Consider the following 24,950-nt stretch of genomic DNA (forward strand, 5'->3'; position numbering starts at 1 on the left):
CGGCGCCGGGTATCATGGTGGCATGGCAAAACTCCTGCTCAATCTGCGCAATGTCGGCAACGACGAATATGCCGATGTCTGCACGCTGCTGGACCAGCACGGCATCGCCTGGTACCGCACCGAACCCAGTCCGTGGGGCATCTCCAATGGTGGCCTGTGGCTGCGCGAGGATGCCGACCAGCCGCGTGCCAAGGCGCTGATGGCCGACTACCAGGCGGCCCGCGGCGCGCGGGTCCGTGCCGAGCGCGAACAGGCCCTGCGCGACGGCACTGCCGAGACCTTTGGCAGCCTGTTGCGCCGCCGCCCTGTGTTCGTGGTGCTGGTACTGCTGGGCATGGCGGTGGCGGCGGCACTGGTGCTGCTGCCGTTCATGCTGCTGCGGGGGTAGGGGGTCGGCCGGGTTGCACCCGGCACCCGCAGAGGCAACGGCAACAGCAACAGCGGGCGTTCCGTCGTGGGCGGGGCGGTGTGGGCAGGCGGGGGACGGCAAAAGCTGCTCCTGCGTGCCTCGTAGAGCGCCTTGCTCGTGTGCGCTGTCCTGCGCGCACGGCAAGACCGGGGTTGGGCGTCCTGCCCAACCCGCCCGGCGCATGCCCCGGGCCCATGGCGCTCTGCGCCCCCGCCTGCCCACACCGCCCCGCCCCGGACGCGTTCCGGGTGCTGTCGGTAGATGTCGACCCTGGTCGACACTGTGGTAGATCCACGCCATGCGTGGATGAACGGTGGAGGCTGATACGGGGGCGGTCAGGCGCTAAAATGGCGGGATGATCGCCAATACCGCTGCCTATCATTTCGCCGTCATCGACGCTCCGCAGGCCCTGTGCGACCAGCTGCAGGCGCGTGCCGAGGCGTCCGGCCTGCAGGGGACGATCCTGGTGGCGGGCGAGGGGCTGAACCTGTTCCTGGCGGGTGCACCGTCCGCGATCGATGGCTTCTACGCGGAACTGCGTGCTGATGCGCGCTTTACCGAGATGCGGGTCAAGACCAGCTTCAGCGAGCACCAGCCGTTCGCGCGGCTGAAGGCCAAGGTCAAGGACGAGATCATCAGCTTCCGTCGTGACGATGGCCAGCCGCTGGACTACCCGCGCGCGCCGGCCATCGATCCTGCCACCGTCCAGCGTTGGCTGCGGCAGGGGCATGATGATGCTGGCAAGCGCGTGGTGATGCTCGATACGCGCAACCTGCAGGAGATCGAGTACGGCACCTTCAAGGATGCGCTGGTATTGCCCATCCACAAGTTCACCGATCTGCCCGAGGCGCTGGCGCCCCATCGTGAAGCGCTGAAGGACAGCACCGTGGTCAGTTTCTGCACCGGTGGCATCCGCTGCGAGAAGGCGGCGCTGTGGATGCTCAACGACGGCATGGACAACGTGCTGCAGCTCGATGGCGGCATCCTCGGTTACTTCGAGGAAGTCGGCGGTGAGGGCTACGAAGGTCGTTGTTTCGTGTTCGACGAACGGGTGGCGCTGGATGCCGAACTGAAGCCGTTGGTGGATGAGCCGTTGCCCGAGCCACGCCCCAGCGCGTTCTGACGCTTCCACATTGGCCTGCGGGCCTGAACCGGCCAGGCAGGAATCAGCGTCTCGCCACCGGCACTGGCCGTGGGGGCAGGGCGACCCCATCAAACGGGGATCCTGTGACGGAAAACCGCCTGATGATCCCGTTGTCGATTCTCGACCTGGCCCCGGTCTGCGAGGGCAGCGATACCACTGCCGCCTTTGCCAACATGCTTGAGCTCGCCCAGCATGCCGATGCGCTGGGCTACCGCCGCTACTGGCTGGCCGAACACCACAACATGCCTGGCATCGCCAGTGCCGCCACGGCGGTGCTGATCGGCCATGTGGCCGGTGGCACCCAACGCATCCGCGTCGGCGCCGGCGGCATCATGCTGCCCAACCATGCACCGCTGCAGGTGGCCGAGCAGTTCGGCACGCTGGCCTCGCTGTACCCCGATCGCATCGACCTGGGCCTGGGCCGCGCGCCGGGTACCGACCAGCCGACCGCCCGCGCCCTGCGCCGCTATTTCGACAGCGCCGACCAGTTTCCGCAGGACGTGCGCGAACTGCTGCATTACTTCGAACCGGTGCAGCCCGGCCAGGCCGTGCAGGCCGTACCCGGCGGCGGCCTGCGGGTGCCGACCTGGATCCTCGGTTCCAGCCTGTTCGGGGCACGCATGGCCGCCTCGATGGGCCTGCCGTACGCCTTCGCCTCGCACTTCGCCCCCGATTCCATGGATGAAGCGCTGGCGGTGTATCGCCGCGAATTCCGCCCTTCGGCCACGCTCAAGCAGCCGCACGCGATGCTGGCGTTGAACGTGGTGGCCAGTGACAGCGAGGCCGAATCGCGGCGATTGTTCACCAGCCAGCAGCAGAGCTTCGTCAACCTGCGTCGCGGCCGTCCGGGCAAGATTCCGGCGCCGATCGATGACATCGAAGCGTTCTGGGAACCCCACGAGAAGCTGGGCGTGGAGCGGGCGCTGGCGTGCACCGTGCTGGGTGATCCGCAGCAGGTCGCCGAAGGCATTGCGGCGTTTGTCGAGCGCCATCAGCCCGACGAACTGATGCTCACTGCCAACCTGTACGACCATCGCGCGCGCCTTCGCTCGTTCGAGCTGGCAATGCACGCCTGGCATGCCCGCCACGCGGGCTGAACAATTGCGTCACGGCAATTTGCGGTGCGGACGCGTCTGATGGGGACTCCCACTTCCGGAGTCCCCCATGGACGAATCGCGTACCGAGCACATTGCCCAGCTGGCTGAACTGATCAAGGACGTGGAGGTGGCGATGTTCACCACCCGTGGTGTCGATGGGCGCCTCTACAGCCGTCCGCTCGGCACCCAGCAGGTCGCCTTCGATGGCGACCTGTGGTTCGCCACTGCGGCCGACAGCCCGAAGGTGGCCGAGATCGCGCTCGACCCGCGGGTCAACGTGGCCTATGCCTCGCCCTCAAAGAACACGTATGTGTCGGTAGCTGGCGTGGCACGGATCATCGATGACCGCGCGAAGGTCGAAGAGCTGTGGTCGCCGGCGATGAAGCTGTTCTTCCCGGGCGGCCCGGATGACCCAAGCCTGCGCTTGATCCACGTGCGTGCAGAGACCGCCGAGTACTGGGACGGACCGGGCACGCTGCTCGGCTCGGCGTTGAGTTTCGTGTTGTCGGCGGTGCAGGATGAGCCGGCACGGTTGGGCGACAACGGATTCATCGATCTGCGTTGATTGCAGCAACCCGCCGGGCATGGCCCGGCGCTACCGGGCGGGGCTCAGGGGTAGCGCCGGGCCATGCCCGGCGAGCGCAGCGGCAGGCGCTCAGAACCAGCGCTGGAACAGGTCGACGGTGTAGCCCACCAGCTGCCCGGAACTGAAGCCGAAGAAGGCGATCGCCACCAGCGCAGCCACCCAGTTGAACAACATCAGCGCGCCGTCGCGTTCCAGCAGGGCCAGCGCGAACAGCAGCAACTGGAAGCCGAAAAGATAGTTGGTGAACGGAATCGGCAACGACAGCATCAGGCCCAGCAGCACCAGCAGCAGACCGCTGAAGGCGTGGGCGGGGGGCGGTGTCAGCAGTTGCGGCATGCGCGGCTTGAGCATGCGGTCGAGACGGCGCAGGGCACCATCGATGCGATCCAGGAACCGGTGCATGGTGCCGCGCTTCGGCCCGCGACGGGCAATGAAGCCGGGCAGCCAGGGCCTGCGCATGCAGAACAGCATCTGCAGGCCGATCAGGATCACCAGCGGACCGCTGACGGCACCCCCCAGCCCGGGGATGGGGATGAAGGCCGGCAGGATGGCGACGAACAGGAATACACCAAATGCACTCTGCTGCAGATCCTGCAGGATCTGCCCCAGCTTCATGTGCTGGGCCGGGTCACCGAAGGCGAACATCGCCAGCAGGGTGCGGATGCCCTCGTTGCGGTATTCCGGCGGTGCAGCGCCGGGGCCGGCGTCAGGCGGTGAGCTCATCGGCCTGCTCGTCGGACAGAGTGCGAAGCAGCAGCTTGTCCACGCGCGCACCGTCCAGATCGACCACCTCGAAGCGCCAGCCGGCCCAGTCGAAGTACTCGCCCGCGTGCGGGATGCGGCCGAAGAAGTGGATGCACATGCCGGCCAGGGTGTAGTAATCGCCATCCTCGGCGTCGGGCAGGTCGTTACTGCCGATCAGCTCGCGCAGGTCCTCGATCGGCAGTGAGCCGTCCACCAGCAGCGAGCCGTCCTCACGGGTCACCACCAGCGCGTCCTCGTCGGCATTTTCCGTTGCCTGCAGGCGGCCGACCACCGCGCCCATCAAATCGCTGATGGTCACCAGGCCCTGGATCTCGCCGTACTCGTCCACCACCAGCGCCATCGACTGCTGTTCTTCGCGGAAGATCTCCAGCAGCTTCATCGCATGGGTGGATTCGGATACATAAAGCGGTTCGCGCAACGTCTGGAACAGCGCGTTGTCGCCGCGTGCCATCCGCGTGGCCAGCGATTTCAGCTCAAGCACGCCGACCACGTCCATGTCGTTGTCGCGGTACACCGGATACCGCGAGAACTCGTGCTCGGCCATGATCTCCAGATTCTTGTCCAAGCCACCCAGCGTATCCAGCCAGGCGATCCGGTTGCGCGGGGTCATCAGGCTGTCGGCGGTACGGTCGCCCAAGCGCATCACGCGGTTCATCATGTCGCGCTCGTGGCTGTCGATCACGCCGGCCTCGTGGCTCTCGGCCACCAGCATGCGGATCTCCTCTTCGGTCACCGACGCGACCTCGTCCTTGCCCAGGCCGAACAGGCGCAGCACCAGCTGGGTGGTCTTGGACAGCAGCCAGACGAAGGGGAAGGCCAGCTTGGCCAGCCAGCTCATCGGCAGCGCCACCAGGCCGGCGATGTCCTCCGAGCGGGTCAGGGCCAGGCGCTTGGGCACCAGTTCGCCGAAGATCAGCGTGATGAAGGTGATGAAGGTGACCGCAAGGGCCTTGCCGATGCCGCCGGCGTAGGCGAAGCCCGGCATCAGCCCCTGGATCCAGCCGCCGATGGCTTCACCCAGTGCCTCGCCGCCGAGGAAACCGGTCAGCACGCCGATCACGGTGATGCCGATCTGGACGGTGGACAGGAAGGCTTCCGGCTTCTCCGACAGCTCCAGGGCCTTGGCCGCGCGCTTGGAGGTGCCGGCCAGCTGCTTCAGCCGGCTCTTGCGCGAGGTCATGACCGACATCTCGGACATGGCAAAGAAGCCGTTCAGCAGAACAAGCGCGAAAACAATCAGGATCATTTCAAACACGGGCATCGTCCCCGGTTGGTGGCAGGGAGGGCGGGTGCTTGCGATGGCGGCAGGCGCTCAGGAACGGGGTCCGGCGCGGCGCTGGGGGATAAGGGTCGTCGTCCATAAGGTGCGCCCGAAGGCGCGCTGGCATCTTAGCAAAGGGCCGTGGCTGGGTGGCAAATGCCTGTTCAGTTTTGGGCGTCCCGACCCCCGGAAAGGGGCAGGGATACCCGTGATGGTCATCTAGCCGTCATAATTCGCCCTGGTGCCGTCCTTCCCGCGACGGCTGACAGGTTTCTCAATGTTCTCTCTGCAGACCATTTTCGGTTCCGGCAAACAGTTCTACACCCTGCTCGATGAGGCTGCCGTCGCGGCTTCCGACGCCGCCAAGGCACTGCATTCGATGCTGCGCGACGCTGATCGCCAGCCCGCCCTGGATGCCTTCAAGCTGGCCCGTCTGCGCGAACGCGCGGCTTCGGACAAGATCAGCCAGGCGCTGGTGGACAGCTTCATGACCCCGATCGAGCGCGAAGACATCGAAGCGCTGGGCTCGGCCCTGTACAAGATTCCCAAGCAGATCGAGAAGTTCGCCGATCGCTATTCGCTGGCCACCACCCACCTGGAACACATCGACTTCGCGCCGCGCGCGGCGATGCTGGAGCAGGCCGCTGGCGTGGTGGTGGAGATGGTCGCCGACCTGCGCCACATGAACCTGGACCGGATGACCGCGCTCAACGAGCGCCTGCGCTCGCTGGAAAACGAGGCCGACCGCCTGATGCTCGAGCTGTACCGCGACATCTACTCCGGTCGCCTGGACAACCTGCAGATGTTCCTGCTCAAGGAATTCTTCGAGATCCTGGAGAAGGCCATCGACCGCTGCCGCGAGGCCGGTGTGGTGGCGTACCAGATCGTGTTGAAGAACAGCTGACGGGCCGGTACCGATGCTCACCCTAGTCCTGGTGGTGATCCTGGCCGCGCTCGTCTTCGAGTTCATCAACGGCTTCCACGATACCGCCAACTCCATCGCTACCGTGGTGGCAACCAAAGTACTGTCGCCCGGTTGGGCGGTGATGCTTGCCGCCTTCATGAACCTCATCGGTGCCCTGACCGGCACCGCGGTCGCACTGACCATCGCGTCGGGCCTGCTCAACACCAACGTGGTCGACGTGACCCCGCAGGTGATCCTGTGCGCGCTGCTCGGCGGCATCATCTGGAACCTGATCACCTGGTGGAAGGGCCTGCCGTCCTCGTCCTCGCACGCGTTGATCGGTGGCCTGTGCGGCGCCGGCCTGGCTGCAGCCCACAACAACTGGGACGCGCTGATCTGGTCCGAACGGCTTGGCAGCTGGGCGCAGAACAAGGGCCTGCTGTGGAAGGTGTTCGTGCCGATGATCACCTCGCCGATCGCCGGCTTCCTGCTTGGCATCGCCGTGATGGTGCTGTTGTGGGCGCTGATCGCAGGCCTGGCCAGGATCGGCGGCGCGATCGGCCGGCTGGCACGTCCGCGCATCGTCAATGCGTTCTTCGGCAAGGCACAGATCGCTTCGGCGGCCTACATGGGCTTTGCCCATGGCCACAACGATGCGCAGAAGACCATGGGCATCATCGCGATGACCCTGATCGGTGCCGAAGCGACCGGCGCGTTGAACGACCTGCCGTCGTGGCTGGCCTTCATGCATCCGGACGCGCACGCCGGCGACGGCATCGCCATGTGGATCGTGCTGACCTGTGCGGTGGTGATGGCCGCCGGTACCGCCTCGGGCGGCTGGAAGATCATCAAGACCCTGGGCCACAAGATGGTCAAGCTGCACCCGATCCACGGCTTCGCCGCGGAAACCAGCTCGGCCACCGTGCTGACCCTGGCGGCGCACTTCGGCATGCCGGTATCGACCACCCACAGCATCTCCACCGCGATCATGGGCGTAGGCTTCGCCAAGAACCCGCGTTCGCTGCGCCTGGGCGTGATCGAACGCATCGTCTGGGCCTGGATCCTGACCATCCCGGCGGCAGGCGGCTGCGCCTACCTGATCCTGAAGCTGTTCGAGCTGCTCGGCTGGACCTGAGTTCCACGCCAACGCTGGAAACAAAAAGCCCGCCGGATTCCGGCGGGCTTTTTCATTTGATGAAGCATCCGGTTTCCGTTATCCACGCATGGCGTGGATCTACAGTGTCGACCAAGGTCGACACCTACCAACAGCAGCAGGAAGTCGACACCCACCAACAGCAACCGGGCCCACCCCGCCAACCCACGGAAAGCCCGCTTTTGACGTTGCCGTTGTCGTTGCCTTTGCCGTCGATTCTGCGGGTGCCGGGCCGCAGGCCCGGCCGACAATCCCTCAATTGCGCTGGAACAACGCCTGCACATCCCTGCGGAACGCCGCCTGGCTGTCAGCCCGGCTGTAGAACATGTGCCCGCCCGGATAACTGCGCACCTGCACGCGGTCCGGGTTGCTGCCCATCGTCGGCATCTGGTCCACCGTCAGGATCGAGCCCATGAACGGGCAGGACAGGTCATTCCAGCCATGCACGATCAGCACCTGCAGGTGCGGGTCGATCGCCACGGCCTGGCGCAGCTGGGTCACCGCGCCCTCGCGCAGATCGCCATTGCGATCCCACAGACGGTTCACGTCGTAGTTCAGCGCCTGGTAGCGCGCATCCACCTTCCAGCCGACCTCGCGGGTAACGAAGTCGACCATCGCGGTGGTGGTCGGGGCGATGATGCTGTCCAGCAGCGGATCGTTGGCGCGCTGCTCCGGATCGTTCGGGAACGGATCGAACGCAGTGACGTTGGAATCGTAGCGGCTGCCCAGCGTGCCCTTGTCGCGGAACACCTCGCGCAGGTAGGCCTGGGTTTCCAGGCGACCGCCGGCGCGGCGCACGAACTGCGGGTCCAGCCCGGTGAGCTCGGTCACCCGGCGCAGCATCGCCTCGGTCGCCTGCGGATCGCTGCGGCCCTTCATCAACGCGGTGGCGTAGTCGCCGCGGGTGTACTCGACCACCTCGCGCATCGCCGCGTCGGTCAGCTTGCCCTGGCGCTCCAGGTGCGCGGCAGCGATCGACGGCAGGGTCTGCATCCACGCCATCGGCGAGACATCGGCGTTGTCTTCCAGGGTCGGGCTCAGGTAAGGCGACACCAGCACCAGGCCGTTCATCGCCACGCCCAGCCGCGTCTGCAGGAAGTGGGTGATGCGCGGGCCGCGATAGCCGCCATAGCTCTCGCCGGTCAGGTACTTGCGCGAGGCCATGCGCTGGTTGCGCAGCAGCCAGTCGTAGATCGTGCGCGAGAGGTACTCGACATCGGCACTGGGCGTATACAGCTGCTTCTTCGCCTCCTCATCGCCGATGCGGGCACGGCTGAAGCCGGTTCCGACCGGATCGATGAACACCAGGTCGGTGAAGTCCAGCCAGGTGCCGGGATTGTCGTGCAGCTTCGCCGGCGCCGATGCGCTGTCGCCTTCCGAACCGAAGGTCACCACCTTCGGGCCGATGGCGCCCAGGTTGAGGTACACAGAAGATGCGCCGGGGCCGCCATTGAGAGCGAAGGTCACCGGCCGGTCCTTGCCCGGCATCGTGTAGGCGGTGAACACCACATCGGCGATCACCTTGCCCTTCGCATCGCGTACCGGCAGGGTGCCGACGGTGGCGGTGTAGTCGAGGGTGCGCCCAGCCAGGCGCATGCTCTGGCGAGCCGACGCATCGGCCGGCAGGGGCGCGGCTTCGGTCTTTTCTTCTTTCGTTTCGGAGGCGCCGTCAGCAGCAGGCGCGGCCAGCACGCAGGCAGGGGCGATCAGCAGGCCGACGCAGAGCGCGGCAGAGTGCAGCAGGAACTTCATGGCACCGGAACGGCAGCGGAAGGGACCCCGATGCTAGGGCGGGGTGCCGCGCACCGTATGTGTCCAAAGGCATGGGCCGGCGTTGTGGCCTGATCCGGTCAAGCGACGGTGGCTGAGCGCACCGCGTCGTCGGCCAGCAGCCCATACACGGCCGAGTCGGCCAGTTCACCCTGGATACGCCAGCGCTGCCGCAGCAGGCCTTCGCGGTGGAAGCCCAGGCGTTCGAGCACGTGTGCCGAGGCGTGGTTGCGTGGATCGATCTCCGCTTCTACCCGGTGCAGTTGCAGGGTGTTGAACAGATAGGCCAGCACCTGCTGCAGCGCTTCATGCATGTAGCCGTGGCCCTGCCTGCCAGGTGCCAGCAGATAGCCGATTTCCGCGCGCGCCGCGTCCCAATCCAGCGCAAACACCACGCAGATGCCCAGCAGCTGGCCGTCCACCGATTCGCGCAGGGCCAGCTTCAACTGCGTGCCGGTGGCCTGTGCAGCCAGGTCGTCGTCGATCTGCGCACGTGCTTCGGCCGGACGCGTCCACGCCGGGTGGTTCCACCAGTGCATCACGTCCGGGTCGGACTGCAGGGCGAACAGGGCCGCGGCGTCATCGCGGCGAATGGGGCTCAGCACCAGGCGCGCGCTGTGCAGCGGCAGCCCGGGGAACAGCAGTGAGTTGGCGGGCAATGGGGTCGTCCACGCGGATGAACGCGCATTATGGACCCGCAGGGTTTGCCGATGGCGGCCGATCCATCGGCCTGGTAGTGCCGGCCGCTGGCCGGCAACCCAGGTATCCCGGTGGTTCAAGAAAAGCAGCCGGCCAGCGGCCGGCACTACCACCGGTTCGGGAATCAGACTTCCAGCGAAGCCAGATCGCCCGCGCCGAGTGAACAATGCCCGCACGGCGAGGTTGAGGGCCGTCGCCACGGCCCGTGCAATGACGCACCGGAATCAGACTTCCAGCGAAGCCAGATCGCCCGCGCCGAGTGAACAATGCCCGCACGGCGAGGTTGGGGCCGTCGCCACGGCCCCGTGCAATGACGCACCGGAATCAGACTTCCAGCGAAGCCAGATCGCCCTTGCTCTCCAGCCAGCCCTTGCGGTCCGACGCGCGCTTCTTGGCCAGCAGCATGTCCATCAGTGAATGGGTCTGCTCGCCATCGTCGATGGTCAACTGCACCAGGCGACGGGTGTCCGGATGGATGGTGGATTCACGCAGCTGCGGCGGATTCATCTCGCCCAGGCCCTTGAAGCGCGTCACGTTGATGGCGCCCTTGATCTTCTCGCGCTCGATCTTGTCCAGCATCGAGCGCTTTTCTTCCTCATCCAGGGCGTAGAACACCTGCTTGCCCACGTCGATGCGGAACAGCGGCGGCATCGCCACGAACACGTGGCCGGCATCGACCAGCGCCGGGAAGTGCTTCAGGAACAGTGCGGTCAGCAGCGTTGCAATATGCAGGCCGTCGGAGTCGGCGTCGGCTAGGATGATCACCTTGCCGTAGCGCAGGCCGCTGATGTCTTCCTTGCCCGGGTCACAGCCGATGGCCACCGCCAGGTTGTGCACTTCCTCCGAGGCCAGCACGCTGTTGGAGGACACTTCCCAGGTGTTGAGGATCTTGCCGCGCAGCGGCAGGATCGCCTGGAAATCCTTGTCGCGGGCCTGCTTGGCGCTGCCGCCTGCCGAGTCGCCCTCGACCAGGAACAGTTCGGTGCGCGACAGGTCCTGGCTGATGCAGTCGGCCAGCTTGCCGGGCAGGGCAGGGCCCTGGGTGACCTTCTTGCGGACGACCAGCTTCTCGGTCTTCAGGCGCGCACTGGCGCGCTCGATGGCGATCTGCGCGATCTTCTCGCCCAGCTCTACGTTCTGGTTCAGCAGCAGGCTGAACGCATCGTGCGCGGCGCCTTCGACAAAACCGGCGGCCTGGCGCGAGGACAGGCGTTCCTTGGTCTGGCCGCTGAACTGCGGGTCGGTCATCTTCAGCGACAGCACGAACGACACGCGGTCCCACACGTCTTCCGGGGCCAGCTTGACGCCGCGCGGCAGCAGGTTGCGGAAGTCGCAGAACTCGCGCAGCGCTTCGGTCAGGCCGGTGCGCAGGCCGTTGGCGTGGGTGCCATGCTGTGCGGTGGGAATCAGGTTGACGTAGCTTTCCTGCACCAGCTCGCCTTCCGGCAGCCAGGCCACGGCCCAGTCCACGATCTCGGTGTCTTTCTTCAGGTTGCCCACGAACAGATCAGCCGGCAGCGACTCTCGATCGCCCAGCTCCAGCTTCAGGTAATCGCGCAGGCCATCCTCGTAGTACCAGGTGTCGACCTCGCCGGTGGCTTCGTCGGTCAGCTTGACGGTCAGGCCCGGGCACAGCACGGCCTTGGCGCGCAGCAGGTGCTTGAGCGCGCGCACGGCGAACTTGGGCGTATCGAAGTACTTCGGGTCCGGCCAGAAGCGCAGGCGGGTACCGGTGTTCTTCTTGCCGACGGTGCCGACCACTTCCAGTGGCGAGGCGCGGTCGCCGTTGCGGAAGGTGATGCGGTGTTCGGCACCGTCGCGCTTGATGTGGATTTCCACCAGGGTCGACAGCGCGTTGACCACGCTGACGCCGACGCCATGCAGGCCGCCGGAGAAGGTGTAGTTGTTGTTGTTGAACTTGCCGCCGGCATGCAGGCGGGTCAGGATCAGTTCGACGCCCGGGATCTTCTCTTCCGGATGGATGTCCACCGGCATGCCGCGGCCGTCATCGCTGACCTCCACGCTGCCGTCCTTGAACAGGGTGATCTCGATCGAGCGGGCATGGCCGGCGAGGGCCTCGTCCACCGAGTTGTCGATCACTTCCTGCGCCAGGTGGTTCGGGCGCGCGGTGTCGGTATACATGCCGGGGCGGCGCTTGACCGGGTCAAGGCCGGACAGGACTTCAATATCGGCGGCGTTATAGCGGGCGTTCATCTGTCTTCGAAAGCGTGGAGCGACGGGCAAGTGTGCGGTCTGGACCGGGAATTTGCACGCCTGCGGTTCAGCCTCGTTGGCGGGGAGGGGGTAAAATGGCAACCGCTGGAACCGAACACCGGCGCCCCCCACATCCGAGCCATACCGCGAGGAGGACTCCATGAAGAAGTTGCTGACCATTGCGATCCTGGCTGCCGCCGCTGTTGCAGTGCCGATGGTGCTGGCGCAGAACGCCGGCCAGCCTGCCCCGCAGCAGGGTGACCAGGCCGACAAGGCGCAGTCCGAAGCCGAGGCCAAGGCCAAGCGCCGCGCGCAGGCCAATGCCGAGATGAAGGCCAAGGGCCAGCCGGTGCCGCAGCAGGAAGAAGAGGAAGAGGCACGCAAGAAGAAGTAATTCTTCTGCCCCTCCGAAGCCCTTGCCACAAGGGTTTCCCCCTCGAACGCCCCGCCCAGCGGGGCGTTTCTTTTTGCCGATGGCGCCATCTGCCCCTTGGGTTGGCGGCCATCTATCTGTAAACTATGGCTTTCCGGGAGTAAGTGCGTGTCCACCATTTGCGAATGGGCTGGCACGGCCAAGCGTGGCCTCCAGCAAAGCGGGTCGCAGGTGACGGTCGAAGTGACCGGCACGGCCGCCCCGACCTCGCAGGGTGGTTCCCCGCTGGCGCATTGCGCTGGCCGGGCCCGCGCCTCCCTCGCTGCTCCAGCGAACCGGAAAACCCCCTTTCTGCTCCACGCCCGCCCCCCGGGCAGGCGTGGCGCTGCCGTTTTCCATTTCCAGACAGGATGCTTGCAGCCATGACTCCCTTGATTTTCGTAACCGGCGGCGTGGTGTCCTCGCTCGGCAAAGGTATTGCCGCCGCGTCACTGGCCGCCATTCTCGAAGCGCGTGGCCTGAAGGTCACGATGATGAAGCTCGATCCGTACATCAACGTCGACCCGGGCACGATGAGCCCGTTCCAGCACGGTGAGGTGTATGTCACCGACGACGGCGCCGAGACCGACCTCGACCTGGGCCACTACGAGCGCTTCGTGCGCACCCGCCTGAGCCGCAAGAACTCTGTCACCACCGGTCGCATCTATGAGGAAGTGATCCGCAAGGAGCGCCGCGGCGACTACCTGGGCGCGACCGTGCAGGTCATTCCGCACATCACCGACGAGATCCGTCGCTGCATGGACGAAGCCACCGAGGGCTTCGACGTGGCCCTGGTGGAGATCGGCGGCACCGTCGGCGACATCGAATCGTTGCCGTTCCTGGAGGCGATCCGCCAGGTGCGCACCGAGCGCGGCCCGGAAAAGGCGCTGTTCATGCACCTCACCCTGGTGCCGTACATCGCCGCCGCGGGTGAACTGAAGACCAAGCCGACCCAGCACTCGGTGAAGGAACTGCGTTCGATCGGCATCCAGCCGGACGTGCTGCTGTGCCGTTCGGAACAGCCGGTACCGGATTCGGAGCGTCGCAAGATCGCCCAGTTCACCAACGTCTCCGAGCGCGCGGTGATCAGCGTGCCCGACGTCGATGTGCTGTACCGCATTCCGATGGGCCTGCACGCACAGGGCCTGGACGAAATCGTCATCAACCAGCTGAAGCTGGCCGACAAGGCCGGCCCGGCCGACCTGTCGATGTGGGAAGACGCCGTCGATGCCACCCTGCATCCGCTGGATGCGGTGACCATCGCGGTGGTCGGCAAGTACGTCGACCACCAGGACGCCTACAAGTCGGTGGGCGAAGCGCTCAAGCATGGTGGCCTGCGCCAGCGCACCAAGGTCACCCTGAAGTGGCTGGAAGCGCAGGACCTGGAAGGCAGCGACATGTCCGCGCTGGCCGATGTCGACGGCATCCTGGTGCCGGGTGGTTTCGGCGACCGTGGCTTCGAAGGCAAGGTGCTCACCTCGCAGTACGCCCGTGAGCACAAGGTGCCGTACTTCGGCATCTGCTACGGCATGCAGGCTGCGGTGGTCGACTACGCGCGCCACGTGGTGGGCCTGGAAGACGCCAACAGCACCGAGAACGATCGCCAGTCGCCGAACCCGGTGATCGGCCTGATCACCGAATGGCGCACGGCCACCGGCGACGTGGAAAAGCGTGACGATAAGAGTGACCTGGGTGGCACCATGCGCCTGGGCCTGCAGGAGCAGCGCCTGAAGCCGGGCACGCTGGCCCGCGAACTGTACGGCAAGGACGTGGTCGCCGAGCGCCACCGCCACCGTTACGAATTCAACAACCGCTACCGCACCCAGCTGGAAGACGCCGGCCTGGTGATCGCCGGCAAGTCGATGGACGACACCCTGGTGGAAGTGGTTGAACTGCCGCGCGACCAGCATCCGTGGTTCCTGGCCTGCCAGGCGCATCCGGAATTCCTGTCCACCCCGCGTGATGGCCACCCGCTGTTCATCGGCTTCATCCGTGCCGCGCGCGAGCGCAAGGCCGGTGGCAAGCTGCTGCAGGAAGTGCGCGCCTGACTTGTCATGGGGGCCGCCGGCCCCCAATCTTGCTCGCTTCTATTCCCAGCGCAGCGGCACTGCCGGTGTAGGGGACAACAAGGAAACACCATGAAACTGTGTGGATTCGAGGCCGGACCGGCGCAGCCCCTGTTCCTGATCGCCGGCTCCTGCGTGATCGAATCGATGCAGCTGCAGCTGGATACCGCCGGCAAGCTGAAGGAAGTGACCGACAGGCTCGGTGGGAACTTCATCTTCAAGTCCAGCTTCGACACGGCCAACCGTACCCCCTGCACGGCCCTCCGTGGCCTGGGCATGGAAGAGGGTCTGAAGGTGATGGCAGGGGGCACGAAGCAGATCGGCGTGCCGGTGCTTACCGACGTGCACGAATACACCGCGACGGATGAACTGGCCTCGGTGGTGGATGTGATGCGGCCCTTGGCGTTCCTGGGCCACCAGGCGCAGACGGGCTTCAACTGCTTCTCGCGCTTCCCGTGAGCCAGCACCCGCAGGCGGCGCTGGAGATCCAGCGTCGTCGCCGGCGCTGGCGGCAGTGGCCGTGGGGCCCGATCGCACTCGGCCTGGCATTGCTGTCGGTGTCGGGTGTATTCGCCATCGGCATGCTGTTCGGTGCCGGCATGCGCCCGTCGAGTGCCGGCGGTGCGGTAGTGAACCTGATGCCCTTCGTCATCGCCCTGGCGGTGGCCGAAGTGCTGACCATTTCCGCAGGGTTTTTCGCCGCGGTGCTCGGCTGGCGCCTGAACCGGGGCAGGGTTACCGCTGCGCTGGCGATGGTCGTGCTGTCGCTGTGGGCGGGCATCCTGCTGCACGATCTTCTTTGATGAATACGATGCCTGAACCCTCGCGCAGCTGGCCGTGGGGCCTGATCGCCCTGTTGCTGTCGGTGCTCGCCTGGGGCGGCTTGCTCGTGGGCGTGCTGGCCTTCGCCGCCAGCTTCCGTCCGCCGGGGGATGGCAACAACGGCGTGCAGGCCATGCAGTACTGGATGCTGGGCGCGCTGGTCACGCTGGTGCTGTCCTTCGTGGGCAGCCTGGTGGCGATGGTGATGGCCTGGCGGCGTCGGCGCGGGCCGGTGTGCGCGGCCATTGCCGGTGCCCTGCTGGTGATGCTGGTGTCGCTGCTGCTGATCGTGATCGGGTCCAGCTGGGGCTGATGCCCATCACGCCATTTGGCAAGTGAGGGGTAGCCGGGGATAATCACGCGGCATTCGTTTTTGTCGCCCCCTCTCCATACAGGTAACCGGCCCGACCATGAGTACGATCCGCAGCATCCATGCCCGTGAAATCCTCGACAGCCGTGGCAACCCCACGCTGGAAGCCGAAGTCACCCTGGAGGACGGTTCGTTCGGTCGCGCCGCGGTTCCCTCCGGCGCATCGACCGGCACCAAGGAAGCGGTGGAGCTGCGTGACGGCGACAAGACCCGTTACCTCGGCAAGGGCGTGCGCAAGGCCGTCGACAACGTCAACGGCGCCATCGCCAGCGCACTGAAGGGCTTCGAGGCTACCGACCAGGCCGGCCTGGACCGTCGCCTGATCGATCTGGATGGCACCGAGAACAAGGGCCGCCTGGGTGCCAACGCACTGCTGGGTGTCTCCATGGCCGCCGCGCACGCCGCCGCTGCCTCCAGCAAGCAGGCACTGTGGCAGTACCTGGCCGCCAAGACCGGCGCGACCCCGTCGCTGCCGGTGCCGATGATGAACATCATCAACGGCGGCGCGCACGCCGACAACAACGTCGATTTCCAGGAGTTCATGGTGCTGCCGGTCGGCTTCACCTCGTTCTCCGAAGCGCTGCGTGCCGGTACCGAAATCTTCCATTCGCTGAAGTCGGTGCTGAAGGGCCACGGCCTGAGCACGGCGGTGGGCGACGAAGGCGGCTTCGCGCCGGACTTCCGCAGCAACGTCGAAGCGCTGGACACCATCCTCGAAGCCATCGGCAAGGCCGGCTACACCGCCGGTGAAGACGTGCTGCTGGGCCTGGACGTGGCCTCCAGCGAATTCTTCGAGAACGGCAAGTACAACCTGGTCGGCGAGAACAAGCGCCTGACCTCCGAACAGTTCGTCGACTTCCTCGCCGACTGGGCCGCGCAGTACCCGATCATCACCATCGAAGACGGCCTGGCCGAGAACGACTGGGCGGGCTGGAAGCTGTTGACCGATCGCATCGGCAAGAAGGTGCAGCTGGTCGGCGACGATCTGTTCGTCACCAATCCGAAGATCTTCCAGGAAGGCATCGATTCGGGCACCGCCAACGCGATCCTGATCAAGGTCAACCAGATCGGTACCCTCAGCGAAACGCTGGAAGCGATCGCCATGGCCGACCATGCCGGCTACGCCGCCGTGGTCTCGCATCGTTCGGGTGAAACCGAGGACACCACCATCGCCGACATCGCGGTGGCGACCACCGCTACCCAGATCAAGACCGGCTCGCTGTGCCGCAGCGATCGCGTGGCCAAGTACAACCAGCTGCTGCGCATCGAGGAAGCCCTCGGTGCCGGCGCGCGTTACGCTGGTCGCGACGCGTTCGTGTCGCTGAAGCGCTGAGCCGATGCGCGACTGGCGCTGGCTGCTGTTGTTGCTGGCCCTGCTGCTGGCATGGCTGCAGTACCGTTTCTGGTTCGGCCCGGGCAATTCGGGTGAAGTGATGATGCTCGAAGCCCAGGTCGCCAACCAGGAGCGGGACAATGACGGTCTGCAGCAGCGCAACGATGCGCTTGCTGCCGAAGTGAAGGACCTCAAGGAAGGCCAGTCCGCCATCGAAGAACGCGCGCGCAGCGAGCTGGGCATGATCAAGCCCGGCGAGAAGTTCTATCGCGTCGTGGAAGATGCACCGACGCCTCCGGCGCAGCCTGCGCCGGTCGCGGCCCCGGCCGGTGACCATCCGGCGGACGTGCCATGAGCGCGGCGATCTGGGTGGTTGTTCCGGCCGCAGGGCGCGGCACGCGTTTTGGTGCGCCGTTGCCCAAGCAGTACCTGCAGGCGGGCGGGCAGACCCTGCTCGCCCACACCCTGGACGCACTGCTGGCACACCCGGCCGTGGCCGGGGCGATGGTGGTGATCGGTGCGGACGATGCCGACTGGCCGGGCTGGAGCGAATGGGCCGGAAAGCCGGTGTTGACCTGCACCGGTGGCGCCACCCGCGCCGCCTCGGTGCTGGCGGGGCTGCAGGCCTTGCCGGACAGCGTGCGTGCCGATGAATTCGTGCTGGTGCATGACGCGGCGCGTCCGAACCTGTCGCAGGCCGATCTTGGTCGCCTGCTGGAAGTGGGTCGCACCGATCCGGTCGGCGCCATCCTGGCCGCGCCGGTACGCGACACGCTCAAGCGTGCTGGTGATGATGGTGGCATCGACGGCACCGAGCCACGTGAGCGCCTGTGGCGCGCACTGACGCCGCAGCTGTTCCGCCGCCACCAGCTGATCCGCGCACTGTCCGAGGCCGCAGCCGCAGGTATCGATGTGACCGACGACGCCATGGCCATGGAGCGCCAGGGCCAGCGCCCGCTGCTGGTGGAAGGCAGCGAGGACAACTTCAAGGTCACCACCCCGGCCGATCTCGATCGTTTCGAATTCGTACTCTCCCGCCGCGCCGGCTGAACGCCCGCGCGGCCCTGCTGCAAGGGCTGCATCCATGAGCACCTCCCCGTTCCCGCCCGTCCGTATCGGCCAGGGCTACGACGTCCATGCCTTCGGTGAAGGCGACCACATCATGCTCGGTGGCATCGCGGTGCCGCACAGCTGCGGCGTGCTTGCGCACAGCGACGGCGACGTCATCCTGCACGCGTTGTGCGACGCCATGCTCGGTGCGATCGCGCTGGGCGACATTGGCCAGCACTTCCCGCCCACTGACGACCGCTGGAAGGGCGCGGACAGCAGCGAGTTCGTGCGCCATTGCGATGGCCTGCTGCGTGAGCGCGGCTGGCGTGTCGGCAACACCGACATCACCGTGATCTGCGAACGGCCCAAGGTCGGCCCGCATGCGCTGGCCATGCGCGAGCGCATCGGTGAACTGTTGCAGCTGCCGTTGGATGCAGTGAGCGTCAAGGCCACCACGTCCGAGAAGCTGGGCTTCACCGGCCGTGGCGAAGGCATCGCCGCGCAGGCGGTCGTGCTGCTGGTGGCCGCATGATCCCGTTGCCGCTCGCGTTCGGTGCGCCGCTGCTGCAGGCGCGCATCCGCACCACGCCGGAAGATTTCCAGGTCGATGAGCTGCCCGCTTTCGAGGCGACCGGTGAAGGCGAGCATCTGCTGCTGCATGTCCGCAAGCGTGGGGCCAATACGGTGCACGTGGCCAAGGTACTGGCCAAGTGGGCAGGCCTGCCGGAAATGGCGGTCAGCTATGCCGGCATGAAGGATCGCAATGCGGTCACCACCCAGCGTTTCAGCGTACATCTGCCCAAGCGCGTCGCGCCCGATCTGGCCGAGCTGGCCAGTGACGAGATCGAGGTGATCGACTCCACCTGGCACAACCGCAAGCTGCAGCGCGGTGCGTTGGCGGGCAACCGCTTCAGGCTGGTGCTGCGCGATGTGCAGGGTGACGCGGCGGCAATCGACGAGCGCCTTCAGCAGATCGCCGCGCGTGGCCTGCCGAACTGGTTCGGCGAGCAGCGCTTCGGTCGTGATGGCGGCAATGTGCCGGCCGCGCTGGCGATGTTCGGTGGCCGGCGCATGCGCAAGGACCAGCGTTCGCTGCTGTTGTCGGCGGCGCGTTCGGCCTTGTTCAACCGCGTGCTTGCTGCACGCGTGGAGCAGGGCAGCTGGGACCAGCCGCTGCAGGGCGAAGTGTGGATGCTTGATGGCAGCCGCAGCGTATTCGGCCCCGAGCCCTACAGCGACGTGCTGGCCGAGCGCCTGGCGCGCTTCGACATCCACCCCAGTGCTCCGTTGTGGGGCGAGGGTGAGCTGCGCAGCAGCGACGCCGCCCGTGAGCTGGAACTGGCAGCGCTGGATGATGACGAATCCAAGGCGCTGCGCACCGGCCTGGAAGAGGCGCGGCTGAAGCAGGAGCGGCGCGCGCTGCGGTTGCGTCCAGCGCTGCTGCAGCACCAGTGGCTGGCCGCGGACGTACTGGAGTTGTCCTTCGCGCTGCCGCCAGGCTGCTATGCCACCGCGGTTCTGCACGAGCTCGGCCCGGTCGAAGACGCGTCGCAGGCCTGACGGAAATGGTGGCGGAGGCGAAGAGCATCCACGCATGCCGTGGATCCACTTTCCTCCGCCCGCCACAGTAGATCCACGCCATGCGTGGATGCGTTACCTCAACGCCGCGCCAGCAGCACCAGCATGGCGCCGGTGCCGCCTTGCCCGGTCGGGGCGGAATGGAACGCCAGCACGTCGTTGCGCAGGCGCAGCAGGCGATCCACCAAGTTCTTCAGCACCGGTGCGCTGCCATCGGACTGCAGGCCCTTGCCGTGGATGATGCGCACGCAGCCGTACTCGTGGGCGTGCGCCTCCAGCAGGAACTGGCGCAGCATCATCTCGGCCTGCGCGGCGGTGGCGCCGTGCAGGTCCAGTTCGTCCTGCACCGAGTACTGTCCGCGCTTCAAGCGCTGGAACAGGCGTGGCGGCAGGTTGTCGCGCCGGTAGCTGGCAACGTCGCCCGCTTCCAGCGGAGCGTTGTCGCGCAGCAGCCGGGCGAACTCACCGGCGGCTTCCGCGTCGTCGCGCTCGGCCATGCGCGCACGCGGCCTGGGCCGCGGCGCAGCAGGCGCGGGCTCCACTTCCTTGCGCAGCGGCGTCACTTCGCCGATGGCGGCACGGAACAATGCAGCCGGATCTTCGTCTTCAGGGTGCGACATGCGCACAGGGTAAACCGCCTGCGCAGGTCTGCCTATGACCGTTGGATGTCGGCCGTGACCGCAGACAGGGTAGGACCCAGCGCCCGCTTGCGGCACAATAGTCGGCGCACTTGCGGAGCTGCCGCCTCCCTGGAGGAGACGGGCCGGCTTCGCCCACGTTGCAAGGTGACGGGATCGAATTCTTGGAAAATCAAGCGGTTAAATCGAAGATGCGCATCCTGGTCAGCAATGATGACGGTGTCGACGCGGCGGGCATCCGGATGCTTGCATCCGTGCTGCGCGAGGCCGGGCACGAAGTGACAGTGGTCGCACCCGACCGCGACCGCTCCGGTGCCAGCAATTCGCTGACCCTGGATCTGCCGATCCGGCTCAAGCGCATCGACCACTACACCGTGTCGGTGGCCGGCACGCCCACCGACTGCGTGCACCTTGCGCTGACCGGCCTGCTCGAATTCGAGCCTGACATTGTCGTGTCCGGTATCAACAATGCCGCCAACCTCGGCGACGACGTGATCTATTCCGGCACCGTCTCGGCGGCGATGGAAGGTCGTTTCCTCGGCCTGCCTGCAGTAGCGGTGTCGCTGGTGACCCGTAACCACGACCCGAAGCATTTCGAGACGGCGGCGCGTGCGGCGGTGGAGATCGTTGCCCGCCTCAAGGCCGATCCGCTGCCGGCCGACACCATCCTCAACGTCAATGTGCCGGACCTGCCGTGGAGCGAGGTCAAGGGCTTCGAAGTCACCCGCCTGGGCAACCGTCATCGCGCCGAAGGCTGCATCGCGCAGAAAGACCCGCGCGGCAACGAGGTGTACTGGATCGGTCCGGCCGGCCGCGAGCAGGACTCCGGCCCGGGCACCGATTTCCATGCGGTACGCACCGGCCACATTTCGATCACCCCGATCCAGGTTGACCTGACCCGCTACCAGGCACTGGAAAAGGTCGCCAGCTGGGTCGGCGGCCTCAGCGCCGCGCTGGACCGGCCGGCATGAGCCCACGCCTGCGCCTGCAGCCGGAAGCAGTCGGCATCGGCATGACATCGCAGCGCGTGCGCGACCGCCTGGTCGACCGCCTGCGCGAAGCCGGCATCGTCGACGAGTCGACGCTGAACGCGATCCGGGTGGTGCCGCGCCATCTGTTCATCGATGAGGCCCTGGCCTCGCGCGCCTATGAAGACACCGCGCTGCCGATCGGCCACGGCCAGACCATTTCCCAGCCGTGGGTGGTCGCGCGGATGACCGAGGCCGTGCTGCAGGTGGCGCCGAAGAAGGTGCTCGAAGTGGGTACCGGCTCGGGCTATCAGGCCGCCGTGCTCGGTGCGCTGGGGCTGGAGGTCTATACCGTCGAGCGCATCGGTGACCTGCTGCGGCAGGCGCGCAAGCGTTTCCGCGCGCTGGGCATGAACATCCGCACCAAGCACGACGACGGCCGCGTGGGCTGGGCCGAGCATGGCCCGTTCGACGCCATCGTGGTTACCGCCGCCGCCCCGGCACTGGTCGATGCGCTGGTCGAGCAGCTGGCCGCAGGTGGGCGCCTGGTCGCCCCGGTCGGTGGCGCGGGCGCACAGTCGCTGGTGCAGCTCGACCGCAAGGACGACGGCAGCATCGAACAACGCGTGCTGGCGCCGGTCACCTTCGTGCCGCTGCTGTCTGGCATGCTCGATTGAATCCACGGAGCAGGGTTGCATGAAGATTTTCGGGCCGCTGTACGAGCGGGCGATGAAGTGGGCCGCGCATGAGCGCGCGCCGACGTACCTGATGGTGCTGAGCTTTTTCGAAGCCATCATCTTCCCGGTGATGCCGGAAGTGATGCTGGCGCCGATGTGTGTGGCCCAGCCCAGGCGCGGCTGGTGGTTCGCCACCCTCAGCCTGGCCGGCTCGATGGTCGGCGCGCTGGTCGGCTACGCGCTGGGCCACTATGCGTTTGAAGCGGTCAAGCCGATGTTCGAGGCGCTGGGCATGCTGCCGGCGATCGAGCAGGGCATCGCTACCGTGCAGGCCAAGATGGTGGAGTCGCCTTGGGCGGTGTTCACCTTCCTGGTGCTGGGCGGCTTCATGCCGATTCCGATGAAGGTCTTCACGTGGGCATCGGGTATCGTCGGCGTGCCGATGCCGCAGTACCTGTTGAGCATGTTGATCGGTCGTGGCAAGCGCGTGTTCGTGCTGGCTGCGGTCATCCGTATCGGTGGTGCGCGCGCCGAAGCTGCGCTGCGCCGATGGATTGAACCGCTGGGCTGGATCGCCACCGCGTTGGTGGTGGTGCTGATCGCCTGGCTTGTATGGAGGTCGAAGTTCGCATGAGTGCAGATCGTCTGAGCAAGGGAGTGCGCATCGGCGCGCTGGCGTTGCTGGTATCCACCCTGGCCGCCTGTGGCACCGCCACCGTGGTCCGGCCCAGTGGCGGCGGCAGCAGTGGCGTCAGCACGCCGAAGACGTCGGTGCCCAAGCCGGGGCAGACGGTGGTCGTGCGCAAGGGCGACACCATCTATGCGCTGGCCCGCATCCACGACATCACGCCGGCCGACCTGATCGCCTGGAACAGCCTGGTCAACCCGTCGACCATTTACCCGGGGCAGGTGATCCGCCTGTATCCGGCCGGTTCCGGTGGCGGCCGTGCGCCGACCACCGTGGTCACCGCGCCGCGTCCGGCTGGCAGCACGTCTGGCGGCAGTACCGCGCCGACGCCGGGTCCGGCTGGTCCGGTCAAGAGCAACATCGCCTGGCGCTGGCCGGCCGATGGCGCAGTCGTGGGCCGCTACGTGGCCGGCGATGCGACCAAGCAGGGCGTGGACATCGCCGGCACCAGCGGCGCGCCGGTGAAGGCCACGGCCAATGGCGTGGTGGTGTATTCCGGCGCCGGCCTGGTCGGCTATGGCGAGCTGATAATCATCAAGCATAGCGATCAGTGGCTGTCGGCCTATGGCCACAACCGCAAGCGCCTGGTCAATGAAGGGCAGAGCGTGAAGGCCGGCGAGCAGATCGCCGAGATGGGCCGTACCGGCGCCAACCGGGACATGCTGCACTTCGAGATCCGCTACAACGGCAAGCCGGTCGACCCGCAGCAGTATCTGCCGGCGAAGTAACCGGCCGCTCTTTCTCCGGGCGGATCCCCGGCCCGGCGCAGCGCGCCGGGCGTTCGCCAAGGGCGCGTCCCATGGGCCGCAAGCGCCCTCGGCTCACCCGCTACAACGGCAAGCCGGTCGACCCGCAGCAGTATCTGCCGGCGCGCTAGCGCGGGCAGATACGGGTAGCGCCGGGCCATGCCCGGCGACCTCGGCCCTCAGCCTTCCAGGATGAAGGCGGCCGCCACCTTGCGGCCTTCGCCGGCAAGGATGTTGAAGGTGCGTGCGGCAGCCGGATTGTTCATCACTTCCAGTCCGATGCCGCGCGACAGGCAGGCGGCCATGACGACCGCCGGCGGGAACGCCTGGCGCTCGCCGGTGCCGAGCAGTATCAACGCCGGCTTCAGTGCCAGGATCGGCTCCAGGTCAGCCAGCTGCAGCGCCGCGACGTCGGTCACCGGCCACTGTTCGACCAGCTGGTCCGGGGTCAGGAAGAAGCTGTTGCCCAGAACGCGATCATTCACCCGTGCCGAGCGACCGTCAGCGGCGCGCAGGCTGTAGGCGTAGTCGGGCAGTTCGTGGTTGAGCTGCATGGCAGGGTCCGATCAGCCGCGCGGCAGCACGATCTTGCGGTGTTCCTTGCTCGGGCGATACAGCACGGCCACATGGCCGATACGCTGCACCAGCGCACTGTCAGTGGCCTGCACGATCTCGCCGATCATCACGTCGCGGGCGTCACGGTCTTCGGCGGCAACCTTCACCTTGACCAGTTCGTGGCGTTCCAGCACTTCGTTCAGCTCGGTCAGGAAGGCCGGCGTGACGCCCTTGCCGCCGGTCTGCAGCAGGGCCTTCAGGTCGTGGGCTTGGCCGCGCAGGAAACGGGTCTGGGAAGGGGTCAAGGCAGTGGGCATGCAGAAAACACGGTTGAATGGGACGATCAGGGTATCATGGCGACCCCATCAGCCCCTATTTCCAATGGCGACCCGCAGCAAAAGCAGCCAGCGCTGGCTCAAGGAACACTTCTCCGATCCCTTTGTGAAGAAGGCCCAGGCCGAAGGCATGCGCTCCCGTGCTGCCTACAAGCTTGAAGAACTGCTCGAACGTGACCGGCTGCTGAAGCCGCACATGGTGGTGGTCGACCTCGGCGCGGCCCCGGGTGGCTGGTCTCAGCAGGTGCGGAGACAGATCGGCGACACCGGCCGCGTGCTGGCCCTGGACATCCTGGACATGCCGCCGCTGGCCGGCGTGGAGTTCCTTCACGGTGACTTCAGGGAAGAAGCCGTCCTATCGCAGTTTGAAGCCATGCTCGGGGATCAGCCGGTAGACCTTGTGCTGTCGGACATGGCCCCCAATAAGAGTGGTGTGGGCGCGGTCGACCAGCCGCGGATGATGCACCTGGCGGAGCTGGCGCTGGATTTTGCCGACAACCACCTCAAGACCGGTGGGGCGTTCCTGATCAAGCTGTTCCAGGGCGAAGGCTTTGACGACTACGTGCGCGAGATGCGCCGCCGGTACGACAAGGTTTCCATCCGCAAGCCGGAAGCCTCGCGCAAGCGCTCTCCCGAGGTGTATGCCTTGGGTCAGGGAAAACGCGCCCACATGAAGTAAGCTCGACCCCGTAAGTTCGACCCCAACGCAA

28 protein-coding genes and 1 pseudogene are annotated in these 24,950 nt (G+C 66.4%); 21 read left to right on the top strand and 8 right to left on the bottom strand.

Annotated features, from left to right (window positions below; all coding sequences use genetic code 11):
* The first annotated feature begins 22 nt into the window (after window positions 1-22).
* The 4 genes from D0Y85_RS07710 to D0Y85_RS07725 all read left to right on the top strand — a co-directional run bounded on the left by D0Y85_RS07710 (window position 23) and on the right by D0Y85_RS07725 (window position 3,215).
* Complete coding sequence (locus D0Y85_RS07710) at window positions 23-388, top strand: DUF6164 family protein (protein WP_117310060.1); 366 nt, start codon at window positions 23-25, stop codon at window positions 386-388.
* Between the two features lie 376 nt (window positions 389-764).
* On the top strand, window positions 765-1,532 hold the full coding sequence (locus D0Y85_RS07715; RefSeq protein ID WP_117310061.1) for a sulfurtransferase: 768 nt from the start codon (window positions 765-767) through the stop codon (window positions 1,530-1,532).
* Window positions 1,533-1,654: 122 nt separating this feature from the next.
* Window positions 1,655-2,650 (top strand): LLM class flavin-dependent oxidoreductase, encoded by a 996-nt coding sequence (locus D0Y85_RS07720; RefSeq protein ID WP_117310062.1) that lies wholly within the window; start codon window positions 1,655-1,657, stop codon window positions 2,648-2,650.
* Between the two features lie 67 nt (window positions 2,651-2,717).
* The gene (locus D0Y85_RS07725) at window positions 2,718-3,215 is read left to right on the top strand and encodes a pyridoxamine 5'-phosphate oxidase family protein (protein ID WP_025878887.1); all 498 of its coding nucleotides are present in this window, start codon (window positions 2,718-2,720) and stop codon (window positions 3,213-3,215) included.
* Window positions 3,216-3,305: 90 nt separating this feature from the next.
* Here D0Y85_RS07725 and D0Y85_RS07730 read toward each other — a convergent pair whose 3' ends face one another.
* The gene (locus tag D0Y85_RS07730; protein ID WP_117310063.1) at window positions 3,306-3,959 is read right to left on the bottom strand and encodes an exopolysaccharide biosynthesis protein; all 654 of its coding nucleotides are present in this window, start codon (window positions 3,957-3,959) and stop codon (window positions 3,306-3,308) included.
* A complete protein-coding gene (locus D0Y85_RS07735; RefSeq protein ID WP_032952108.1) occupies window positions 3,943-5,247 on the bottom strand; it encodes a hemolysin family protein in 1,305 nt (434 codons plus the stop codon). The genes D0Y85_RS07730 and D0Y85_RS07735 overlap by 17 nt, the downstream gene beginning before the upstream one ends.
* 292 nt (window positions 5,248-5,539) lie before the next feature.
* On the opposite strand from D0Y85_RS07735, the gene D0Y85_RS07740 reads away from it, so the two are divergent.
* Window positions 5,540-6,166, top strand: coding sequence for a DUF47 family protein (locus tag D0Y85_RS07740; RefSeq protein WP_025878890.1), 627 nt, complete (start codon window positions 5,540-5,542; stop codon window positions 6,164-6,166).
* Between the two features lie 13 nt (window positions 6,167-6,179).
* Window positions 6,180-7,301, top strand: coding sequence for an inorganic phosphate transporter (locus D0Y85_RS07745; RefSeq protein ID WP_049464876.1), 1,122 nt, complete (start codon window positions 6,180-6,182; stop codon window positions 7,299-7,301).
* Between the two features lie 273 nt (window positions 7,302-7,574).
* Here the strand turns inward: D0Y85_RS07745 and D0Y85_RS07750 are convergent, their stop codons facing one another.
* From D0Y85_RS07750 to parE, 3 genes are all read right to left on the bottom strand, one after another.
* Complete coding sequence (locus D0Y85_RS07750; RefSeq protein ID WP_117310064.1) at window positions 7,575-9,071, bottom strand: S10 family peptidase; 1,497 nt, start codon at window positions 9,069-9,071, stop codon at window positions 7,575-7,577.
* A 98-nt stretch (window positions 9,072-9,169) separates the two neighbouring features.
* Window positions 9,170-9,748: a GNAT family protein gene (locus tag D0Y85_RS07755; protein ID WP_117310065.1), complete on the bottom strand. Its 579-nt coding sequence runs from the start codon at window positions 9,746-9,748 to the stop codon at window positions 9,170-9,172.
* A gap of 364 nt (window positions 9,749-10,112) precedes the next feature.
* Window positions 10,113-12,002 (bottom strand): DNA topoisomerase IV subunit B, encoded by a 1,890-nt coding sequence (parE, locus tag D0Y85_RS07760; protein WP_025878894.1) that lies wholly within the window; start codon window positions 12,000-12,002, stop codon window positions 10,113-10,115.
* Between the two features lie 160 nt (window positions 12,003-12,162).
* Here parE and D0Y85_RS07765 point away from each other — a divergent pair, with 160 nt between their 5' ends.
* The 10 genes and pseudogenes from D0Y85_RS07765 (at window position 12,163) to truD (ending at window position 19,615) form a co-directional block, all read left to right on the top strand.
* Window positions 12,163-12,396: a hypothetical protein gene (locus tag D0Y85_RS07765; RefSeq protein WP_025878895.1), complete on the top strand. Its 234-nt coding sequence runs from the start codon at window positions 12,163-12,165 to the stop codon at window positions 12,394-12,396.
* Window positions 12,397-12,797: 401 nt separating this feature from the next.
* Entirely contained in the window at window positions 12,798-14,462 is a 1,665-nt protein-coding gene (locus D0Y85_RS07770) for a CTP synthase (protein ID WP_117310066.1), read from the top strand.
* A gap of 90 nt (window positions 14,463-14,552) precedes the next feature.
* A pseudogene (locus tag D0Y85_RS07775) lies at window positions 14,553-14,891 on the top strand (3-deoxy-8-phosphooctulonate synthase); the annotation flags it as partial.
* A gap of 44 nt (window positions 14,892-14,935) precedes the next feature.
* Window positions 14,936-15,283, top strand: a complete 348-nt coding sequence (locus D0Y85_RS07780; RefSeq protein WP_117310067.1) for a hypothetical protein — start codon at window positions 14,936-14,938, stop codon at window positions 15,281-15,283.
* Window positions 15,283-15,615 carry a hypothetical protein gene (locus D0Y85_RS07785; protein ID WP_117310068.1) on the top strand — a complete coding sequence of 111 codons (333 nt, stop codon included), beginning with the start codon at window positions 15,283-15,285 and terminating at the stop codon, window positions 15,613-15,615. The genes D0Y85_RS07780 and D0Y85_RS07785 overlap by 1 nt, the downstream gene beginning before the upstream one ends.
* A 97-nt stretch (window positions 15,616-15,712) precedes the next feature.
* Window positions 15,713-17,005 (top strand): phosphopyruvate hydratase, encoded by a 1,293-nt coding sequence (gene eno, locus D0Y85_RS07790; protein ID WP_117310069.1) that lies wholly within the window; start codon window positions 15,713-15,715, stop codon window positions 17,003-17,005.
* A 4-nt stretch (window positions 17,006-17,009) separates the two neighbouring features.
* The gene (gene ftsB, locus D0Y85_RS07795) at window positions 17,010-17,360 is read left to right on the top strand and encodes a cell division protein FtsB (protein WP_117310070.1); all 351 of its coding nucleotides are present in this window, start codon (window positions 17,010-17,012) and stop codon (window positions 17,358-17,360) included.
* The gene (ispD, locus tag D0Y85_RS07800; RefSeq protein ID WP_033830799.1) at window positions 17,357-18,055 is read left to right on the top strand and encodes a 2-C-methyl-D-erythritol 4-phosphate cytidylyltransferase; all 699 of its coding nucleotides are present in this window, start codon (window positions 17,357-17,359) and stop codon (window positions 18,053-18,055) included. The genes ftsB and ispD overlap by 4 nt, the downstream gene beginning before the upstream one ends.
* Window positions 18,056-18,089: 34 nt before the next feature.
* Window positions 18,090-18,587 (top strand): 2-C-methyl-D-erythritol 2,4-cyclodiphosphate synthase, encoded by a 498-nt coding sequence (gene ispF, locus D0Y85_RS07805; RefSeq protein WP_025878902.1) that lies wholly within the window; start codon window positions 18,090-18,092, stop codon window positions 18,585-18,587.
* Window positions 18,584-19,615, top strand: a complete 1,032-nt coding sequence (gene truD, locus D0Y85_RS07810) for a tRNA pseudouridine(13) synthase TruD (RefSeq protein ID WP_117310071.1) — start codon at window positions 18,584-18,586, stop codon at window positions 19,613-19,615. The genes ispF and truD overlap by 4 nt, the downstream gene beginning before the upstream one ends.
* A gap of 98 nt (window positions 19,616-19,713) precedes the next feature.
* Here the strand turns inward: truD and D0Y85_RS07815 are convergent, their stop codons facing one another.
* Window positions 19,714-20,253: a Smr/MutS family protein gene (locus tag D0Y85_RS07815; RefSeq protein ID WP_032976509.1), complete on the bottom strand. Its 540-nt coding sequence runs from the start codon at window positions 20,251-20,253 to the stop codon at window positions 19,714-19,716.
* Between the two features lie 209 nt (window positions 20,254-20,462).
* On the opposite strand from D0Y85_RS07815, the gene surE reads away from it, so the two are divergent.
* From surE to D0Y85_RS07835, 4 genes are read left to right on the top strand one after another with little or no spacing between them, the layout of a single operon-like run.
* Window positions 20,463-21,242: a 5'/3'-nucleotidase SurE gene (gene surE, locus D0Y85_RS07820; RefSeq protein ID WP_025878905.1), complete on the top strand. Its 780-nt coding sequence runs from the start codon at window positions 20,463-20,465 to the stop codon at window positions 21,240-21,242.
* Window positions 21,239-21,916: a protein-L-isoaspartate(D-aspartate) O-methyltransferase gene (locus D0Y85_RS07825; RefSeq protein ID WP_025878906.1), complete on the top strand. Its 678-nt coding sequence runs from the start codon at window positions 21,239-21,241 to the stop codon at window positions 21,914-21,916. Before surE ends, D0Y85_RS07825 begins: the two co-directional genes overlap by 4 nt.
* 19 nt (window positions 21,917-21,935) lie before the next feature.
* A complete protein-coding gene (locus D0Y85_RS07830) occupies window positions 21,936-22,550 on the top strand; it encodes a DedA family protein (protein ID WP_117310072.1) in 615 nt (204 codons plus the stop codon).
* The gene (locus D0Y85_RS07835; RefSeq protein WP_117310073.1) at window positions 22,547-23,332 is read left to right on the top strand and encodes a peptidoglycan DD-metalloendopeptidase family protein; all 786 of its coding nucleotides are present in this window, start codon (window positions 22,547-22,549) and stop codon (window positions 23,330-23,332) included. Before D0Y85_RS07830 ends, D0Y85_RS07835 begins: the two co-directional genes overlap by 4 nt.
* A 197-nt stretch (window positions 23,333-23,529) precedes the next feature.
* On the opposite strand, the gene D0Y85_RS07840 is transcribed toward D0Y85_RS07835, so the two are convergent.
* Both D0Y85_RS07840 and yhbY read right to left on the bottom strand, forming a co-directional pair.
* Window positions 23,530-23,904 carry an Mth938-like domain-containing protein gene (locus D0Y85_RS07840; protein WP_117310074.1) on the bottom strand — a complete coding sequence of 125 codons (375 nt, stop codon included), beginning with the start codon at window positions 23,902-23,904 and terminating at the stop codon, window positions 23,530-23,532.
* Between the two features lie 12 nt (window positions 23,905-23,916).
* Complete coding sequence (yhbY, locus tag D0Y85_RS07845; protein WP_117310075.1) at window positions 23,917-24,222, bottom strand: ribosome assembly RNA-binding protein YhbY; 306 nt, start codon at window positions 24,220-24,222, stop codon at window positions 23,917-23,919.
* Window positions 24,223-24,286: 64 nt separating this feature from the next.
* Between yhbY and rlmE the strand changes: the two genes are divergently transcribed.
* Window positions 24,287-24,919 carry a 23S rRNA (uridine(2552)-2'-O)-methyltransferase RlmE gene (gene rlmE / locus D0Y85_RS07850; protein ID WP_006431652.1) on the top strand — a complete coding sequence of 211 codons (633 nt, stop codon included), beginning with the start codon at window positions 24,287-24,289 and terminating at the stop codon, window positions 24,917-24,919.
* The last annotated feature ends 31 nt before the right edge of the window (window positions 24,920-24,950 follow it).

The sequence above is a fragment of the Stenotrophomonas sp. G4 genome (genome assembly GCF_003428825.1).
Classification (GTDB): Bacteria; Pseudomonadota; Gammaproteobacteria; order Xanthomonadales; family Xanthomonadaceae; genus Stenotrophomonas; species Stenotrophomonas indicatrix.